Annotated in this window: 18 protein-coding genes; 13 read left to right on the plus strand and 5 right to left on the minus strand. The window is 33.7% G+C overall.

Annotated features, from left to right (window positions below; all coding sequences use genetic code 11):
* Positions 1–84: 84 nt before the first annotated feature.
* Both ACNC7R_RS20225 and ACNC7R_RS20230 read left to right on the plus strand, forming a co-directional pair.
* Positions 85–789, plus strand: coding sequence for a LytR/AlgR family response regulator transcription factor (locus ACNC7R_RS20225; RefSeq protein ID WP_417942820.1), 705 nt, complete (start codon positions 85–87; stop codon positions 787–789).
* On the plus strand, positions 790–2871 hold the full coding sequence (locus ACNC7R_RS20230) for an ATP-binding protein (RefSeq protein WP_417942821.1): 2082 nt from the start codon (positions 790–792) through the stop codon (positions 2869–2871).
* Between the two features lie 303 nt (positions 2872–3174).
* Here ACNC7R_RS20230 and trxA read toward each other — a convergent pair whose 3' ends face one another.
* Entirely contained in the window at positions 3175–3492 is a 318-nt protein-coding gene (trxA, locus tag ACNC7R_RS20235) for a thioredoxin (RefSeq protein ID WP_110305890.1), read from the minus strand.
* 466 nt (positions 3493–3958) lie between these two features.
* Between trxA and ACNC7R_RS20240 the strand changes: the two genes are divergently transcribed.
* From ACNC7R_RS20240 to ACNC7R_RS20265, 6 genes are all read left to right on the plus strand, one after another.
* Positions 3959–4180 (plus strand): helix-turn-helix domain-containing protein, encoded by a 222-nt coding sequence (locus ACNC7R_RS20240; RefSeq protein ID WP_025572824.1) that lies wholly within the window; start codon positions 3959–3961, stop codon positions 4178–4180.
* Positions 4170–5402 (plus strand): DNA cytosine methyltransferase, encoded by a 1233-nt coding sequence (locus ACNC7R_RS20245; protein ID WP_417942822.1) that lies wholly within the window; start codon positions 4170–4172, stop codon positions 5400–5402. Before ACNC7R_RS20240 ends, ACNC7R_RS20245 begins: the two co-directional genes overlap by 11 nt.
* Positions 5387–7600 (plus strand): sensor histidine kinase, encoded by a 2214-nt coding sequence (locus ACNC7R_RS20250; RefSeq protein ID WP_417942823.1) that lies wholly within the window; start codon positions 5387–5389, stop codon positions 7598–7600. Before ACNC7R_RS20245 ends, ACNC7R_RS20250 begins: the two co-directional genes overlap by 16 nt.
* A gap of 6 nt (positions 7601–7606) precedes the next feature.
* Positions 7607–8887, plus strand: a complete 1281-nt coding sequence (locus ACNC7R_RS20255; RefSeq protein ID WP_417942824.1) for a hypothetical protein — start codon at positions 7607–7609, stop codon at positions 8885–8887.
* 29 nt (positions 8888–8916) lie between these two features.
* Positions 8917–9336 (plus strand): very short patch repair endonuclease, encoded by a 420-nt coding sequence (locus ACNC7R_RS20260; RefSeq protein ID WP_417942825.1) that lies wholly within the window; start codon positions 8917–8919, stop codon positions 9334–9336.
* 150 nt (positions 9337–9486) lie between these two features.
* Positions 9487–9801, plus strand: coding sequence for an HPF/RaiA family ribosome-associated protein (locus tag ACNC7R_RS20265; RefSeq protein ID WP_110346717.1), 315 nt, complete (start codon positions 9487–9489; stop codon positions 9799–9801).
* Between the two features lie 104 nt (positions 9802–9905).
* Here the strand turns inward: ACNC7R_RS20265 and ACNC7R_RS20270 are convergent, their stop codons facing one another.
* The gene (locus tag ACNC7R_RS20270) at positions 9906–10595 is read right to left on the minus strand and encodes a hypothetical protein (RefSeq protein ID WP_417942826.1); all 690 of its coding nucleotides are present in this window, start codon (positions 10593–10595) and stop codon (positions 9906–9908) included.
* A gap of 418 nt (positions 10596–11013) precedes the next feature.
* Here ACNC7R_RS20270 and ACNC7R_RS20275 point away from each other — a divergent pair, with 418 nt between their 5' ends.
* From ACNC7R_RS20275 to ACNC7R_RS20295, 5 genes are all read left to right on the plus strand, one after another.
* Positions 11014–11505: a nuclear transport factor 2 family protein gene (locus ACNC7R_RS20275; RefSeq protein WP_417942827.1), complete on the plus strand. Its 492-nt coding sequence runs from the start codon at positions 11014–11016 to the stop codon at positions 11503–11505.
* Positions 11506–11767: 262 nt separating this feature from the next.
* Positions 11768–13153, plus strand: coding sequence for an ammonium transporter (locus tag ACNC7R_RS20280; protein WP_417942828.1), 1386 nt, complete (start codon positions 11768–11770; stop codon positions 13151–13153).
* A 181-nt stretch (positions 13154–13334) separates the two neighbouring features.
* Positions 13335–14012, plus strand: a complete 678-nt coding sequence (trmB, locus tag ACNC7R_RS20285; protein WP_417942829.1) for a tRNA (guanosine(46)-N7)-methyltransferase TrmB — start codon at positions 13335–13337, stop codon at positions 14010–14012.
* Between the two features lie 44 nt (positions 14013–14056).
* Complete coding sequence (locus ACNC7R_RS20290; protein WP_417942830.1) at positions 14057–14695, plus strand: LysE family transporter; 639 nt, start codon at positions 14057–14059, stop codon at positions 14693–14695.
* A gap of 117 nt (positions 14696–14812) precedes the next feature.
* Positions 14813–15139 (plus strand): MGMT family protein, encoded by a 327-nt coding sequence (locus ACNC7R_RS20295; RefSeq protein WP_417942831.1) that lies wholly within the window; start codon positions 14813–14815, stop codon positions 15137–15139.
* On the opposite strand, the gene ACNC7R_RS20300 is transcribed toward ACNC7R_RS20295, so the two are convergent.
* The 3 genes from ACNC7R_RS20300 to ACNC7R_RS20310 all read right to left on the minus strand — a co-directional run bounded on the left by ACNC7R_RS20300 (position 15140) and on the right by ACNC7R_RS20310 (position 19383).
* Positions 15140–16345, minus strand: coding sequence for a L,D-transpeptidase family protein (locus tag ACNC7R_RS20300; protein WP_417942832.1), 1206 nt, complete (start codon positions 16343–16345; stop codon positions 15140–15142).
* A 248-nt stretch (positions 16346–16593) separates the two neighbouring features.
* Entirely contained in the window at positions 16594–17919 is a 1326-nt protein-coding gene (locus ACNC7R_RS20305) for a sensor histidine kinase (protein WP_417942833.1), read from the minus strand.
* Between the two features lie 114 nt (positions 17920–18033).
* Positions 18034–19383: a sigma-54-dependent transcriptional regulator gene (locus ACNC7R_RS20310; RefSeq protein WP_417942834.1), complete on the minus strand. Its 1350-nt coding sequence runs from the start codon at positions 19381–19383 to the stop codon at positions 18034–18036.
* Positions 19384–19459: the final 76 nt, after the last annotated feature.

A 19459-nucleotide genomic window follows, 5' to 3' on the forward strand; every position in this document is an offset into this window, starting at 1 on the left:
AAATTTGAACCAATAAAATCTCGTTAAAAACACCCAATAGACAAACAACATTTTAAATAGACAGACAACACCAAACAGGCTGGAATGATGAAGAAATACTCTTGTATTATCGTTGATGATGATGAAATTGACAGACTGACGGTACTCTCTTTTGCCAAAAAATTTCCGGTTCTGGATATTTTGGGTGTTTTCGAGTCTGCTGAAGACGCACTTCCGTTTATCCAAAAACAAAAAGTAGATATCTTATTTCTGGACATTGATATGCCTGGTTTAAACGGAATCGAATTCAGAAAAAATGCTCTGGAAATTCCGGTTTGTATTTTTATAACCGCACATCCGGAACATGCTGTTGAAAGTTTTCAGATTGAAACCCTCGATTTTATTGTAAAGCCATTAAAACTCGATCGTTTTACGCAAAGCATGAAGCGCATTGAGGAATTTATGGAAATCAAACTCAAAGCTTCTCTCTTTGAGGCCAGCATCGGCGGAGATACTATTTATATCAAAGAAGGACACGAGCAGACCAAAGTAAAACTGCATGAAATTCTGTATCTCGAAGCTTTAAAAGATTATACCTTAGTTGTTACCGAACGAAAAAGGCATTGTGTTTTATCGAGTATCGGAAATCTTTTAAAAGAAAGTCATTTTCAATCTTTTATCAGAATTCACAGAAGTTTTGCTGTGCAAAAACAATTTATTCAGAAAATGAATTCGAACGAAATTATTTTAAACAATAACATCTCCATTCCGGTTGGCAGAAGCTACAAAGACAACTTAAACCTGATCTAGATGAAGAAAGCCGGTTTTTTGATTTTGTTTTTTATTACTGTTTCAGTTTTTGGACAACAGGAACCGGATTTGGCAAAATATAAAACAACTATTCAAAAACTGGATGCCTTACTTACCTATACCAAAACACTTTTAGACAAAGAAGAATATTCCAAACTTATCATTGCCTCACAAAAAGGAATCGCACTTTCAAAAAACCATTACAAGTATTTAAGCACATTTTATCTACGACAGGGAATTGCTTATGAATTTAGCAATAATCAATACAAAAAAGCATTGATTAACTATGAAAATTCATGGAAATACGCTCACCAAGTCCGTCATATAGAAACCCAAACTTCTTCTTTGATGCGGCTCAATTATATCTATTATTCTCTAAATGAAACCCAAAAAGGCAAAGAATTAATTGCAACCATCAAAAAAGTACTTGATACAACCAAAAGTAATTATGTACAAGCGGTGCTTTACGGGAGTCTTGGTGAGTATTATCTGAATACTTCTGAATATGAAAATTTTATCAGGTATCAGTTAAAAGCCATAAACCACAAAAAAAGGCTTGATAAAAGTGAGCCAAATACAGAAAACATAGGGGTCTCCTATTGCCAAATTGCAAGTGCTTACATTAAAATGAAACAATTTGACAAAGCCATTGAGTATTTAAACGAATCAAAACCTTACATTAAAACATCTCCCTATGTAAGTGCTTTTTCGTGCAATTATTTATTACAGTGTTACGCTGCCAAAAAACAGCCGGACAGCATTAAAAAATATTATAACTTAATCTACACCTTCCCGACAATAAAAGATTCCCTGTTTCTTAACTTAAGTTTTGCCAATCAAAGCATGTCTGATTTCTTTACTGATGAAGGACAGATTAACAAGGCTTATTACTATGCCCAAAAAGCTGTTTTGTTTGGGCAAAAGTCAACAGACGAAGAAATTCTCATGGAAGCCAACACCATAATGGGCAGGGTTTTATATGAGAAGGGAGATTATAAAAGTGCCATAAAAACACTTAAGGAAGCATCAAAAAATGCATTAAACTACGACAAGGAATTCTTTGTGATCATCAATCAGAAACTGTCTCAAAGCTATGCAGCTCTCGGGCTTTGGAAAGAAGCTTTTCATTACAATGAAATCTATTCCAAATACAATGACGAAATGCTGCAAGAGTCGGCTAAACAAAGTATTGCAAATGCTGAAGCCCGGTATCAGAATAAAACCAAACAGCAGAAAATTAAAAACCTTTCAGCAGAGAACACCATTAAAAACATTCAGATTCAGGACGCCAGAAAACAACGCTTCTATTTGATTTCAGGACTTATATTAGTTTTCATAATCGGGTTATTATTGTTCAGACAAAATCAAAACCGTAAAAAAACCAATCAAAAATTACAGCTCCTGAATCAGGAACTTGATGAAGCCAACAAAATCAAAGCACGATTCTTCGGAATCCTGAATCACGATTTAAGAAGCCCAATTTCCAATCTGATTCATTTTTTACACCTTCAAAAAGAAAATCCGGAACTCATCGATGAAGAAACCGCTTTACGAATGCAGACCAAAATAATTTCCGGAGCCGAAAATTTATTATCCTCCATGGAAGATATTTTACTTTGGAGCAAAGGCCAGATGGAAAATTTTAAACCTGATTTTAAAAATATTCCGGCAGAAGTTATATTTGGAGATACTGAAAAGCATTTTTCAGCCATTGAAAACATCAAAATTTCATTTGAAAATTCAGAAAACATCATTTTAAATACCGACGAAAATTATCTGAAAACCATTATCAGAAACCTGACCGGAAATGCTGTAAAAGCACTGGATAAAAACAAAAACGGAAAAATAATCTGGAAAGCCTGGCAGGAAAACAATCAAACGTATCTATCGATAACAGATAATGGGCCGGGAGAAAGTCTGGAAAAATTCAAAGCCCTTTATGATGATTCAGAAGTCATCGGAATCAAATCAGGATTGGGTTTGCACCTGATTCGGGATTTGGCAACGGCTATTAATTGTAAAATTGAGGTCAGTTCAAAACCGGGTTTAGGGACTACTTTTACCATTATATTTAACACATAGTTTTTGATACTCATTTTTCGTCAGTTCGAGTGATTCCGATTTTTCATCAGGATTGTATTGAGAACAGAAAAATTAGCATTAAAAACGGTTCTCGATACATTTTTCGTTTCGTTTCTCTCCACAAAAAATACTCGAACTGACGTTTTTAATAATCACAATCAAATGGTTACAAATAATCTGCGTAAATATGCTTAAATCTTTCAAAATCTGCGTGAAATAAAATCCCCGTTCTCTGTGACAAAAACCAAATAAAAAACGCCCGACTTCCGTCAGGCGTTTTTTATATAAATCATAATCTTACGATTACAACAAAGCGTCTAAGCTATCTGCGTAGGTTTGTTTCGGAGCCACTCCTACTTGTTTACCTACTACTTCACCGTTATGAAAAACCAAAACAGTTGGTATGTTACGCACCCCGTATTTTGCAGCGAATTCCTGATTGGCATCAACATCCACTTTTCCAACAACTACTTTACCTTCGTATTCGTTGCTCAATTCGTCAATGATTGGACCCACCATTCTACAAGGACCGCACCATGCTGCCCAAAAATCTACCATTACCGGTTTATCTGATTTCAAAACTACTTCATCAAAAGTAGCATCTGTGATTGCTAATGCCATAATAATTATTTTTAAGATTATCCCTTCAATTTTGCTCAGGGAAACAATTTTTTAAATAAGTTTTAAACTTGAGTACAAATTTAGAAATTTTAAATCAATCAAACGGCATTCGCAAATTAGTTTTGATTATAAATGTATTGCCAATAATTATATTAACGTACTCTTAACACAAATCCTCCATCTGGCAGAATCTTTTTAAGTTTTGAATTTTAAAATTGAGTTTAGAAGCTGTTCCTGCTCTCCGCTTTATCTTTTATGCCGAACCCCGGCACAAAAGGATGCCGCTTCGATCAGGGCTAGGGGTTTTGGTTTCATAAGAAATTTTAGAAATATTTTAAACGTCAGTCAGAAAAATGGCTGGCGTTTTTTATGTCTTTTTTTGAGAGAAAAAACCTAAATATTCCAATATGGAATACCCGAAATAAAGCAGGAATATTGCTATATGGAATATTGAAAAAAAATTCTGATGAATGAAAAAAAAATCAACCAATTTATTTCTCATCAACTGGTAAAAGCAAGAGAAGAAATGGGTTATACACAAATGCAGGTGCAACAAGATAAGATCATGAATCAAAGCAACTTATCTAAAATTGAAAATGGTGTAAAAAAAATCAGTGCCGCAAAACTATTTGTTTTAGCAAATTATTATAAAAAATCTATTGGATACTTCTTTGAAGATGAAAAATAAAAAATTAAATTTTATTGATTTATTTGCCGGGGCGTCCGGTATGTCGGAAGGATTTATCAAAGCAGGATTTAATCCGGTATCCCACATTGAGATGAATCCTGAGGCCTGCTTAACTATAAAAACCAGAGCAGCTTATCATTATTTAAAATCAAAAAACAATCTCGATTTATATTACAAATACATAAAAAACGAAATTACTCAGGAAGCTTTTTATAAAGAAATTCCAGATGAAATTCTCAATTCTGTTGTAAATGTTGAAATTAACGACGAGACAATTTCCGGGCTTTTTGACAAAATAAAACAATCCGGAAAACAAATTGATTTAATTATTGGCGGCCCTCCTTGTCAGGCGTATTCTCTATTAAGAAGACATCAGGAGGATATTGAAAAAGACCCAAGAAATAAGTTATACATTCAATACGGAAGATTCTTAAAAGAATTTCAACCAAAAGCATTCGTTTTTGAAAATGTTCCGGGATTATTAACTGCTAATAAAGGGGAACATTTTAAAAATTTAAAAGCATATTTTAGAAGACTTGGTTACGAAGTACATCATGATACTTTAATTGCTTCAGATTTTGGTGTTTTACAAGCCCGTAAACGAATTATTATTGTGGGCTGGAAAAAGGAAAATGATTTTGGCTTTCCTGAATTTGAAAAAATACTTCAGGAATACAAAGTAAATGATGCTTTTCAGGATTTACCAAAACTAAAACCTGGTGAAGGCTTTAAAACAGTAAACTACACCCAAAGTAAAAACGAATATCTTGAAAAATTTGAATTGCGAAATGGCGTTGATTTTGTTACACAACACATTTCAAGACCTCATAATTCAAGAGATTTAGCCATTTATAAAACAGCAATTCAAAAGTGGAATACTGGACAGGAAAGATTACGTTATCCTGATTTACCAGAAGAATTAAAAACGCACAAAAACGAAACGTCATTTACAGATCGATATAAAGTAATTGACGGACTTGGAATTTCTCATACTGTTGTCGCACATATTGCAAAAGACGGGCATTATTATATTCATCCAGACATAAAACAATGTCGTTCTATATCTGTTAGGGAAGCTGCAAGATTACAATCATTTCCTGATGATTTTTATTTTGAAGGTTCACGTTCTGCCGCATTTAAACAAATTGGTAATGCTGTGCCACCACTAATGGCAAATGCTATTGCTAAAAAAATTAAAGAATTATTATGTCAGAAGAACTAAAAGAGAAACATTTCAAACCCAAAGCACATATATTGACTCTGCTAGGAGAAGAGTTAATAAAAAGTCCTGTTATGGCTATTTACGAACTAGTCAAGAACAGTTATGACGCTGATGCTAAAAAGGTTGAGGTTTATTTTAGAGATGTTGATGATACTTCTAATTCTGCAATTATTATAGAAGATGATGGTATAGGAATGACATCAGAGATAGTCGAAGATGTATGGTTAGAACCCGGATCGGATTTCAGAAAACCTATAAATAAAGATGGCGTTAGAGAAATAATAAAATCACCAATATATGAACGAATTCCAATGGGCGAAAAAGGAGTTGGAAGATTTGCTGTTCATAAATTAAGCACAAGAATATTACTAATTTCTAGACCGTTAATTTTATCATACAATAGTGACAAAACACAAATAATCAATAAATCTTTAGCTGATTATGAAATTGAATTATATATAAATTGGAGCGATTTTAGCCAATCAAAACATTTATCTGATGTTCCTATTAAATGGAAATTAAGAAAAGATCCCGATCGTTTTAGATTTAAAGAAACAAGTGGAACTTATATTCATTTAAGCGGATTAAAAGAAACATGGACGAAGGGTATGGCAAGAGATTTGAAAGGACAAACCTTAGCAATGCTTTCACCAAAAGTAGACGAAAATAAATTTAAAATAAATTTAAACTTTAATAATCAATGGCTTGTAGACTTTCCAAAAATAGACACAATCATTGAAGAAGCACCATTTAAACTTGTTGCTTTAGTTGATGAAAACTACAATTTAACGTTTGAGTATAATTTCTCGCTAAAAAACAACTCTGAAATTGGTTATAGGACAATTAATAATAGCACTTATGATCGAAATATTAAAGGTGACATTAAACCATACATAAGGAAAGAATTAGAAATAAAAGAATATTCAAAAAACTCTATTGAAGAGATTTTAGAAAATTATGATGATACTAAAAAACTTCCTTTTGGAAACCTTTTATTTGAGTTAAGTACTTTCGATCTAGATTCTAATTCACTAAGAGATTATTCTTTTGACCCAGCTACAACAAAGAAAATTTTACGCGAGAACTCAGGAATCAGAGTATACAAAGGAGATTTAAGAGTATTTGACTATGGCGAAAAAGGTAACGATTGGTTAGGAATAGATTTAAAAAGAGTACAAGATACAAGCTGGTTTTCTAATAATTTGGTATTAGGTTTTGTTAGTCTTGATCCCGAAAATTCAGGTAAACTAATTGAAAAAACAAATCGAGAAGGTTTTGTTGAAAATCAAGCATTTGTAATTTTCAAGTACATTTTAGATTTTATATTAACCCAATTCAAAGTTGAAAGAACAAAAGACAGAGAGAGATGGCTTAATTTTAACAGAAAAGAATCTATAAATCTATTTGATCAAAAAATAAGCAACTTTAAAACCCTTCTTGAAAATACTGATTTAGATAGCGAGGAAAAAAAGCAAAAACTACTCGAAGAAGCAGAAAATCTTGAAAAAAAATACGAGGAAGACAAAAAAATACTCTTAATTCCAGCAGGAGTTGGAATGACAGCTTCAATAGCACTTCATGAAATAGAAAAACTAGTGCCAAGAATGGAGGAAACTGTCAAAACTAATCCAATCGATAAAAAAACGATTACAGATCAAGTAGAAGAATTAAAACAATATACCGATGGCATTATATCTGTTTTGAGAAAAGGAGGTGATAAACCATTAGATATTAAAGAAGCACTGAACAAGGTGTATAAAAATTATAAGACTAAATTCTTAGATAGACAAATTGATTTTCATACAGATATTGATGCGAACGCCAATATTATCAATTGTGATAAAAGATTTTTCATTACTATGTTGATGAATTTGATTGACAATAGTATTTATTGGCTAGATACCGTTTACAAATTCCCAAAAAGCATATATGTAAAGTCATATAAGGAAAACGATAACTTTGTTGTATTAGTTGTTGATAATGGTCCTGGCTTTAAAGATGATATAACAGAACTTATCCGTCCATTCTTTTCAAGAAAATCTGATGGAATTGGAATTGGATTATATTTGATAGATACAATAATGTTAAAGTATGGAAAATTTGACATATTAACGGATAATTCTGAACTTAAAAATTATAATATTCCCGATTATTTTGACGGGGCTGCTATAAAATTAATTTTCAACAAAAATCAATAATATAAGATGAAATATTTTGAGCCTAATATAATAATAGTCGATGATCATCAGGAAGAAATACAGGATATTTTAGATTATTATAAAAATAACGGAATAGGTTGCAAGCTTTTAAATCCTGATTACGTTGATGGAGATGATATGCCTGAAAATCATTTTTCAGATGTAAATATAATATATTTGGATTTATATTATTCTGGCAAATTCGACGCTGAACAATGTTCAAATTGGGTGCGTTCCATTGTTGATGAAAAAACATTTTACGTTCTTGTTTTATGGACAAAAGACATAAGTAAAGCTGCCGAAGTAATAGAGTTATTGACACATCATAATCGAAAACCTTTTTTATGCATCGAAAAAAACAAAACTGAATATCCATCTCAAACTGAAGGGAAAAAATATGAATTTGAACAATTAATTCAAGAAATAAATCAAATTATTGAAACTAACAATGCATTAGAGGAAATTTTCAACTGGAAAAACAATTTAAAAATTTCTTCTAATAATGTAATTAGCAACATAACGAAAGATCCATCACAAATTAATGACAAATTAAAAAAAATCATAATGAGTCATGGTGGGAAATCAATAATAGAAAGTGAAAATGCCCTTCGAAAAAGAGTAATTTTATTTGAGGCTTTAGATACAATTCTAATTTCAAATACTCGCAAAAACATTAATCAACAAATTAATGTAGCTACAATTGAAAAAATATATAACCTAAAAGAGATACAACATCCATTCATTGACAAAGAATTAAATAGCTGGTTTCATTTTAAATTAGAAAAGCATATAAATAATGAATTTATTATTCCTGGTTTAATTGCAGAATTTAAAGATAATGACTGGAAAGAAATGTATTCGATTCATAACGACAAAAATGTTATGGAATATGTAAGTAAACAAGTTGGAGACAATGTTCAAATTTCAAGCATTGCTCTACTTTTGACACGTCCTTGCGATATAGCTCAAAACAAATACGGAAAAAACTTAAAGCTGATAAGCGGTTTAAAAATAAGTAATCCGATTAGAAAAAATAATGTAAAAATGGAATTCCAAAAAGGATCTTCAGATATTGATTCAGTAAAATTATATGACCACTTATACTTTAGTGAAAAAGAGAATGATGTTACATTGTTATTTGATTTCAGATACAATTTTTCTGTTCCAGAAAAAATTTTCATAGAACAATTTGACAAGATAAAAATTTTCAATAAAGAATTACTATCTGAAATGCAAGTTGAATATAGTAGTTATTCGAGTAGATTGGGTATTACTCAAATCATTTAAAATTTCATTTTTAGAGTATATTAAAAATCATGGACGTCCACAACCCAGAACAACGTTCCAAAAACATGCGTGCAATCAAAAGCACAGAAACTAAAGCCGAAATAGCTTTAGCAAAAGCACTATGGCATCTGGGTTATCGTTACAGGAAAAATAACAAAACAGTTTTCGGCAAACCGGATTTTACTTTTAAAAAACTCAAAATCGCCATTTTTGTAGATTCAGAATTCTTCCACGGTAAAGACTGGGCGACCAGAAAAAAACCGCAAACCAATCCTGAATTCTGGATCAAAAAAATCGAACGAAATATGCAAAGAGATATCGAAGTCAATACGTACTTAGAATCTCAAAACTGGAAAATTCTTCGTTTCTGGAGCAACGATATCAAAAAGAATATGGATTCGTGTATTCTCGAAATTCAAAATGCAATTAATGAAAGGCAACATATATAGTTTGCTTATTGTTGTGGAACTTCCAGTGTGATTTCTCCTTCGTCGAAATGACAAAAATGAGCAAAATTTTTCATAATCTTTCCTTAACTCACTTGCCATTTCATTTAAAAAAAAATAGCTTTGAGTAACAATCATTAAATACAAACCGTTATGAAAATTCAAATCAATACCGACAAAAACATTGAAGGACACGCAAGATTAGAAAATTATTTTTCAGGAGAACTGGAAAAAAGTTTGGCGCGTTTTGAAGATAAAATTACCCGCATAGAAGTACATTTTGGAGATGAAAATGGAGAGAAATTCGGCTTAAACGATAAAAAATGCGTTCTTGAAGTCCGTATCGCCAATTTACAGCCGCTTACTGTTACAGAACATGCGGATACTCTTGAAAAAGCGTTTAGCGGTGCTTTGGCAAAAGCCAAAAAATCATTGACTACCACTTTCGAAAAAATGAAAGCACATTAACAAGAATTCCCATTTTTTTAAAACCATATAAGTCATATAAGTTCATCGAAGCATGCGTTTTATGCGGTGCTAAATTAAATGAACTTATATGGTTTATTTTTTTTTTATGATTTCGGCAATGGCGCTCCCACGGCAATATCACAGCGGTGACCCGGCTGACCGTGTACCGGGTTTGTTCCTTCTTTGGCAGCAACGGGTTTTGCATTCGCCGTTTCGGTACTTAACAAAGCAGGAACCGCATTGTTTGCCGGAGGTGTTACCGTAAAAGATTTTTCGACTGTTCCGCCTTGTGGAGCAGCAGCGGTAGTGGTTGTAGTGGCTGGTTTTGTAACCGGAGAATTTAAAGGCGCTCCAACGGGAATATCACATCTATGACCCGGCTGACCATGCGACGGATTCATGCCTTTACCTACTTTTACCGGAGCGGCAGTTACCGTTTTTGTGGTAACCATATTCGGCTGATTTGCATTTACCTGAACGGTTTGCGGTGCCTGAGCGGTAACCTGCCCTTGTTGTGTTGGTGCCGAATTTAAAGGCGCTCCAACGGCAATATCACAACGATGTCCCGGCTGTCCGTGAGCAGGATTTAGTCCTTTTGTTTCTCCTAAAACCGTATTCGGGTTCGTAGCCAGAGCCTGTGCCACCGGAGCAGCAGTTTTAGAAGTGTCTTTTGCAAGTCCTAACCGGATCAGTTCAGATGTTGAAGTATTTTCCTGAACTTCTAATTCTTTTTTGCAGGAAATAAAAGCTAAAGAGGCAATAATGATCGAACTTATATAGATTTTTGAATTCATGATTGAGGTATTTTAAGAGCACTCAAATATAAATTTTTTCCACCATATAAGTGAATATAAGATAATTTAAGTTTTGAGTTACTTTGTTAATAGCCTTTGAAAGACATATAAGAAAATAAAAATGAACAAATCTCATCGCTTTGTAATTATTTAACACATAGAAACATAGTCTCGGAGCGCTGAAAAAAGGCGTTTCACTAATTTCAAAACACATAGCTATGTGTAAAGAAATGTATTTCTTTATTGATCACTTTTTTTACACATAAAACTATGTTTTTCTATATGTTAGAATTAAACTTTTATGAACTCAATAACAAGCAATAAACTTTAAATTTCACAATACTAAAATGAACTTATATCACTTATATGGTAGAAAATTTTAGATATTTTTTACCTTTAAAACTCAAATACTTTATACATGAAAAAGACCATCCTTTTACTTTTATTCGCAACTGTTTTTGCCAATGCCCAAAATACCGAAAAAGACAAAATCAATCAAACCCTTGAAGCCTGGCACAAAGCAGCGGCCGATGTGAAATTCGACGCTTATTTTAATGCCATGACCGAAGACGCGATTTACATTGGAACAGACGCTACCGAAAACTGGATTAAACCTGATTTTAAAGCTTGGGCGAAACCTTATTTCGACAAAGGAGCAACCTGGAATTTTAAGGCTTTGGAACGTCATATCTTTTTTGACAAAACCGGAAAAATTGCCTGGTTCGACGAATTACTCAATACACAGATGAAAATTTGCCGTGGTTCAGGAGTTTTGGTCAAAGTAGGAAAAGAATGGAAAATTCAGCACTACGTTTTATCCATGACGATTCCGAATGAAGAAGTAGATGAGGTAGTAAAAGTGAAGTCACCTATCGAAGATATCCTGATCGCCAGACTTCAAAAAAAATAAGCAATATCTGTCATTCTTATTCTAACCATTGGCTTTCCGGCACTTTATAAGTCAGAATATCAATTCTATTATAATATATTTGGCAATAATAGCGTATATTTAGAAGCACAAAATAAGATACTCTCAAAAAAACGAGCTGAATTTTACAAAATTTACTAAAATAAAAATCAAACCTCTATTTTGTCAGCCCTAAAAATTAAAATATTTATTTTTTTTTAACTTTGCCCCCAAAAAAAATAGGGTTAAATAAAGTATTTGAAAAATGAAAATAGAAAAACGCTGGATCATTTCCTTTATTATGATAAGTATTGTTTGTATCACGGGCGCTTTTTGGCCTACTGTTACAGAAAATGATTATGTATTATCTGCATTTGGCAACATTGACCACATTGTACCCGCAGACGTTGCCTGGATGCTGACATCCTCTTGTCTGGTTTTAATCATGACCCCGGGATTATCTTTCTTTTACGGCGGAATGGTGGGCAGGAAAAACGTGATTTCAACGATGTTACAAAGTTTTATTTGTTTAGGAGTTGTTACGCTTTTATGGGCTGTAGTCGCTTTTAGCCTTGCGTTTGGAGAGCCTGTTGGTTTTGGTTCAGGAGATCATTTTTACAGTTTCTTCGGAAACCCGACGACTTTTGCTTTTATGGACTATGTAGGCGTTTTGCCTCATAAACAATTAGCAACTACGATTCCGTTTATGTTATTTGCTTTGTTCCAGATGAAATTTGCAATTATCTGTCCTGCCATCATTACAGGATCCTTTGCGGAGCGTGTTCGTTTTATATCTTATTTAATTTTCATCAGCTTATTTACCATTTTTATATATGCTCCTTTATGTCATGCGGTTTGGTATCCAACAGGTATTTTAGGAAGCTATTTTGGCGTGAAAGATTTCGCCGGAGGAACTGTAGTACACATGAGCTCCGGATTTGCCGCTTTGGCCGGGGTTATCGTTTTAGGAAAAAGAAAAAACAGTCAGCATATTCCAACCAATATCCCGTTTGTATTATTAGGAACCGGAATGTTATGGTTTGGATGGTTCGGATTCAATGCTGGTTCTGCACTGGCTGCTAACGGTACAGCTGCCATGGCTTTTGCCACCACCACAACTTCATCGGCTGCAGCTATGTTAACGTGGATTTTCTTTGACAGAATGAACGGAAGAAAAGTTTCTGCTCTTGGGGCATGTATCGGTGCCGTAGTTGGTTTAGTAGCAATCACTCCAGCAGCAGGTTTTGTATCAGTACCTGAAAGTATGTTTTTCGGATTCATAACGGCATTGGTTTCAAACACAGCGGTAAACTGCAGTTTTTCAAAAAGATTCGACGATACACTGGATGTTTTTGCCTGTCATGGTGTAGGCGGAATTATGGGAATGATCCTTACTGCCATATTCGCTCATGGTGAAGATGCAAGTTTACTGCACGGCGGATGGAGCGTTTTCGGACACCACATGATGGCATTAGTACTAGTTTCCATATTTACTTTCTTCGGAGCTTATTTCTTATTCAAAGTAACCAATTTCATTATTCCGTTGCGAGTTTCAGAAGAGTCAGAGCAAATCGGACTGGATTTATCTCAGCACGATGAAACTTTAGATCCAAATTCAAGCGCTATAACTGAACCACATTACGGTAACTAAATAAAAACTATATCAGAAATGGTACAGATTCTAAAGATTGAAATATATCTTAGAATTTGTGCCATTTTTGTTTAGAGACAAGTTTAGTTTTCTTTTTGAGCAATAATATTCTTGTTTTTAGGTGCTTTCACCCGATTCATTCGTTTATATTCCTTAATTTTGCCGAAAATTTTTGTAAAAAGTGGGAAGTAAAAATAAACTAAAAAGATTCAGAGAAAACGAAACATTTGAAAACGTTTTTCAGCCAACCAGAGAAGAAGTTGTGGGGGATTTAATGCCTTTGAAAGGAAAATGGAATACTGATTTCTTTAAGAATGATAATCCGTTAATTTTAGAACTAGGGTGCGGAAAAGGCGAATATTCTGTTGGACTGGCAGAAAAATACCCAGACAAAAATTTTATCGGGATCGACATTAAAGGTGCCCGTTTCTGGAGAGGCGCCAAAACGGCTGTTGAAAACGGACTTCATAATGTGGCGTTTGTACGAACCCAGATCGAATTAATCAATCATATTTTTGATGAAGGAGAGGTTGACGAAATCTGGATTACTTTTCCGGATCCGCAAATCAAATACAAAAGAACCAAACACAGAATGACCAACTCTGAGTTTTTGAAATTGTATAAAAAAATCCTCAAAAAAGACGGCGTGGTAAACCTGAAAACCGACAGCGAATTCATGCACGGTTATACCTTAGGATTATTGCATGGAGAAGGACACGAAGTTTTATATGCTAATCATAACGTATATAAAAACGAAGGAAGCCCTGAAGTGGTAACTTCCATTCAGACCTTTTACGAAAAACAATATTTAGAAATAAACAAGGCAATTACGTATATTCGTTTTAAAATTAAAGACTAATTTATTTTTTAAAACGAAATTCTAACCCATCAACCAACAACCGAATGGCCTTACTCACCCCTTTAGTTTCAGGTTTTATTGCAGCTGTTATCGGAATCATTCCTCCCGGATTGCTGAATATGACAGCGGCCAAAATAAATCTGAAAGAAGGAAAAAAGAATGCCTTATGGTTTGTTGTTGGTGCCGTTTTGGTTATTTTTTTTCAGGTTTATGTAGCCGTTTTATTTGCACGTGTAATTGACAACAGACCGGATATTGTGACGCTGCTGCGCGAAATTGGCTTTGTAGCCTTTTCTTTTTTGACGATTTACTTTTTATTTATTGCCAAAAAACCAACAGCCAAGAAAAAATCAAAAATTAAAAAAAGCAGTAAAAAAAGTCGTTTCTTTTTAGGAATGCTGCTTTCAGGTCTGAACTTTTTCCCTATTCCTTATTATGTTGTCGTAAGTGTGACATTAGCGTCTTATCATCTTTTTGCATTTGAAAACAACCTCATCTCCATCTTTGTTTTGGGATCTGTTTTAGGTTCTTTTGCTGCTTTATATTGTTACATTGCTTTTTTTGAAAAAATAGAGCATAAAACCGATTATCTGATGCGGAATATGAATAAAATCATTGGATGCATTACGGGTTTAGTAGCCCTTATAACGCTTTTTAATATTTTGAATTATTACTTCGGATAATAATAGACCACAGATTAAAAAATAAAACCGTTCTCTTTGGCAATCAGGGCAAAAAAGGTGTTTCTATCGTTAATAAGACCATATTTTATCCTTTAATCTGTGGCAAACAACCAAACTATGGCTGAGGAAAATTTTTTCGAAAAAGTATATGCAATCGCTCGTCAGATTCCGTACGGAAAAGTAACTTCTTATGGCGCAATCGCAAAAGCCTTAGGTACCGCACGTTCTGCACGAATGGTTGGCTGGGCGATGAATGCCTGTCACCATATGGATGATGTACCGGCGCACAGAGTCGTAAACCGAAAAGGGCTTTTGACCGGAAAACATCATTTTGACGGAACCAATTTAATGCAGCAGCTTTTAGAAAACGAAGGCATTAAAGTCGTCAACAATCAAATCGTTGATTTTGACAAACATTTCTGGAATCCTGAAATCGGATTATAATTAATCCATGACCAGGTCTTTTGTCTTTTCTGACGAAGTTTCTATATCTTTTTTATATACATCAGGATAGAAATAAACGTCACCGGTTTCTTCACTTACCCAGGAAGTAAAATAGCCTATGTATATCGGAATTTTGTTTTTGAGGATACACGTGGTTTCTTTTTCACCATTCATCGCATTATCAATCATTTCGTCCGTCCAGTCCGGGTCGTCTTTCAAAATTACATGAGCTAGTTTTTTGGCTTCTTTTATATTGATACACCCGTGGCTGAAAGTACGCTGTTCAAACATAAACAAACTTTTAGCAGGCGTATCGTGCATGTAAATATCAAACGGATTGGGAAATAAAAATTTTACTAATCCCAAAGAGTTTTTAGGTCCGGGTCTTTGTCTTACTCTTCCCCCGTTCCATTCCATATTATGTTCTTCCAGATAATTTTTATTAGAAGCCATATTGAGTTTTAATTCATTATCGATGATACTCTGGGGAACATTCCAATACGGACTAAATACAATTTTATCCATCGCACTGCTGAAAATTTCGGTTTCTGACCAGGTAGTTCCCACAAAAACATCAGATGTAAACTCGTTTGCACCATTTTTTACATACAATAATCGGTAAGCCGGAATATTTACCATAATATAATCCCTTGCCTCTATTAAATTTTCAGGAATCAGGCGGCAACGTTCCATATTTAGCTTAATAATTCTGATTCTTTCTGATACAGGCTCATTCATTTGTTTGATATGTTCGAATGCCCATTTATAATTTAGTTTCAGACCGTATCTTTTTTTATAATTTAAAACCCCCGCCATAAGCTCTTCATCGTATAAACCGCTTTTGGAATCCTTTTTTAAATCACCTTCGACAAACAAACGTTCACGAATTTGTTTTACTACGGCACCACTGTCAAAAGGTTTTAATTCTTTATAGGTAGCACTGTCAACATCAATTTTTTTCCACAGTTTTTTTCGTTCAATTTTTTGGTATTTTTCTAAAGCTCCCTCCAGCCGGTCATACTGTCTGGATAAAAGATAGACTTCTTTTGATTTAGATATACTACTGATTGAATCAGCGTTATTTTGAACTTTAGGATTTTCTTTTGGATGTGAATTATCAGTTGGTTTTATATCTTTCTTAAAGCTAAATGAAGCAAATAGAAAACCTGCAGCTATAATTAGGATGAATTTATATAATTGTCGCATGATGTAATTTTTTAAATATTATTTATTAAACTTTATTTAAAAAACACAGCGAAAAAAACATAATCCGGAACCTTCAAAATGAGTCTTCACCATATTTTTTAAAATATTGGAAATTCAGGATTTAGGGTTCTTCAAATTTACGGCTATACCAAAAAAATCATTTTACAGAATAAAATATACATTTTTTAAAATTCACATTAAGTACCTGAAATTCATTAAATTAAAATAATACAGAATTTTATTACACCTTAAATAAGGCAAATTATGAAAGTGGTTTTGTCTTCGTCAGTTTGATAACTTAGGTAACCACCATGCGCTTCAACAATGTTTCTAGAAAGAGTTAAACCAATTCCTGCACCGTCTTTTCGTGTTGTGAAAAACGGAAGAAATACTTTGTCCTGAATTTCATCATCGATCCCTTTTCCATTGTCTGAAATGGAAATAAAAAAGCGATTGTTTTCGGTAAAACTCGATATAAAAATTTTCTTTTCGCCCCTGTCTTTTAGGGCGTAAATACTGTTGGTAACCAAATTGATGATAACCTGCTCCATTTGATTTTTATCGATTAAGACACAGCGTGAACTATGGATATCGTTTATCAATTCGATATTTTCAGCCTTCAAAACTGGACTCATAATCCGAAGACAGTCTTCAAAAAGTGTATTGACTGGCGTCATTTCTTTAGCCGGCGTTGGCAGCATGGCGAGTTTTCGATAATTCTCAACAAAAACCTGCAGATGATCGCTTCTGTTTATAATGGTAGAAATACTGCTCTTTATGTCGTCAAAATCGTCTTCTTCGAGTTTTTCCTGATCGACAATCTGAAGTAAATTCTGCGAAAGCGCACGGATTGGCGTCAAAGAATTCATTAATTCATGCGAAATAATTTTCATCAGGTTGATCCACGCTTCTTTTTCTTTTTTCTCAATAACACGCTGAATACTGTCCAGCAAAATGATAAAATATTCCTTGTTATATGTTTTCGTCAACGAAGTCTGCAGGATGAAAGTCTGCAAATCCTGTTCTTCAATTTTGATAGAAATTGCTGATTTTACTTCGGCAAAATCAGAGTTTTCAATTTCATGGCAAAGAGAAGGCAAATAGTTTTTAAGGTATTTCCAGTGACTCACTTTTGGCACTTTAAATAAATCCGAAAAACAATCATTCATTAAAAAAATGTTCCATTCTTCGTTCTCTTTTTCCAAAATTAAAGCACCGGTATCAATACTGTTTAAAATTGATTTGTACACCAATTCTTTTGAGGTTTGCTCCTGCTGCTTTATTTTAAGCCTATCATATAAAAGATACAAATTTTTAAAATTGTCTTTTTTATATTCATCCGGGAAATTGGTGGTAAAATCACTTTGTAAGATCGAGAGTATAGTCCTGTCGTAAAACTGTAGTTGTCTTTTTACGTAAAAATACATTTCAGCCAGCATTACAAAACCTAACGAACCCACCAAAATAGCGTTGTAATAAAACATTTTATAAATCAGAAAAACGCAGAAAAAAAAGAGAATTATTACAAACAACACCCTTATAAACAATGCATTATAAAATTTCCAGTTTTTCATTGTTCTTTTTTTGTTTGCCACAGATTTAATGGATTTTTTGATTTGTCTTAAAATTTTAGTTTCTCGCAGATTCTGAAGATTTAGCAGATAAAAGAAACCTTTACTCTTTACTCTTTACTCTTTACTCTTTAAATCATATTTCTCAATCCTTCTGTACAAAGCAGCTCTGGACAATCCTAATTCCTCAGCCGTTTTGCTGATATTTCCGTGATGTTTAAAAAGCGCTTTTTCGATGGCCGTTTTCTCCATTTCAGATAACGGATTTTCATCATTTTCAGGAAGCTCTTCAAAATCTAAAATATCAAGATTACTTACAGAAATGATATTATCATCAGATAAAATCAAAGCACGTTCAATTTTATTTTCCATCTCGCGAACATTTCCTTTCCATGGATATCTTTCCAGATAACGTGCCGCATTTTCTTCAAACTGCCAATTTTCCTGATTGTACTTTTCAGCAATCTGATCGAGAATGAAATTTGCCATCGGAACAATATCCTCTTTTCTTTCCCGCAAAGACGGCAAATGAATTTCCATAGTATTGATGCGGTACAGCAAATCTTCACGAAAGTTTTTGTTTTTAACCTCTTTTTTAATATCGCTGTTTGTAGCAGAAATAATACGGACATTCAAAGCCCTGGGCCTGCTTTCGCCTAAGCGTGTAACCGTTTTGGTTTGTAAAACATGCAATAATTTTGCCTGCAAATGAAGCGGAATATTGCCAATTTCATCCAGAAAAATAGTGCCGTTTTGCGCCAATTCAAACCTTCCCGGCGTATCGGTTTTTGCATCCGTAAATGCGCCTTTTGCATATCCAAAAAGTTCACTTTCGAATAAATTATCGCTTAGGGAACCCAAATCAACATGAATAAAAGGCAAATTTTTCCGTTCTGAATTCTGATGAATAAATTCAGCAAAGACATATTTCCCGGTTCCGTTTTCACCTAAAATCAAGACATTGGCATCTGTTCTGGCTACTTTTTCAGCAATAGCATAGGCTTGTTTTATTTTGGGTGAAGTTCCGGTAAAATATCGTTTTTTGGCGTTTTGTATAATTGGTTTTTTGGTGTTTTTTCTGCTTTCGGCTACGGCTTTATCAATTGTGTCCAATAATTTTTCATTGTGCCACGGTTTTAAAACATAATCAAAAGCACCAATTTTGATGCCTTCAACTGCTGTTTCAATTTTCCCGAAGGCGGTCATTAAAATTACAATTGTGTGGGGAGAAAGCGTTTGAATTTCCTTAAGCCAGTGAATCCCTTCGCGTCCGTCTTCAAAACCAATTCGGTAATTCATATCGAGCAAAACCACATTTATTTCATTTTCACTTAAAAGGGAAATGATTTTTTTGGGATTATTTGTCGTAAAAATGGTTTCAAAATGCTTCTTGAGAATCATTTTTGCCGAAAAAAGAATTTCTTCCTGATCATCGACAATTAATATTTGGGCTAATTTTTTTCGCATCTGTCTTTTTTTGTCCGGTTTTGAACGGTCAACTGTTCATTATCGGACACTCCTTTTTTGAATGGTTTTTAAAGCT

Source organism: Flavobacterium adiutor, from assembly GCF_048282555.1.
Lineage (GTDB): Bacteria > Bacteroidota > Bacteroidia > Flavobacteriales > Flavobacteriaceae > Flavobacterium.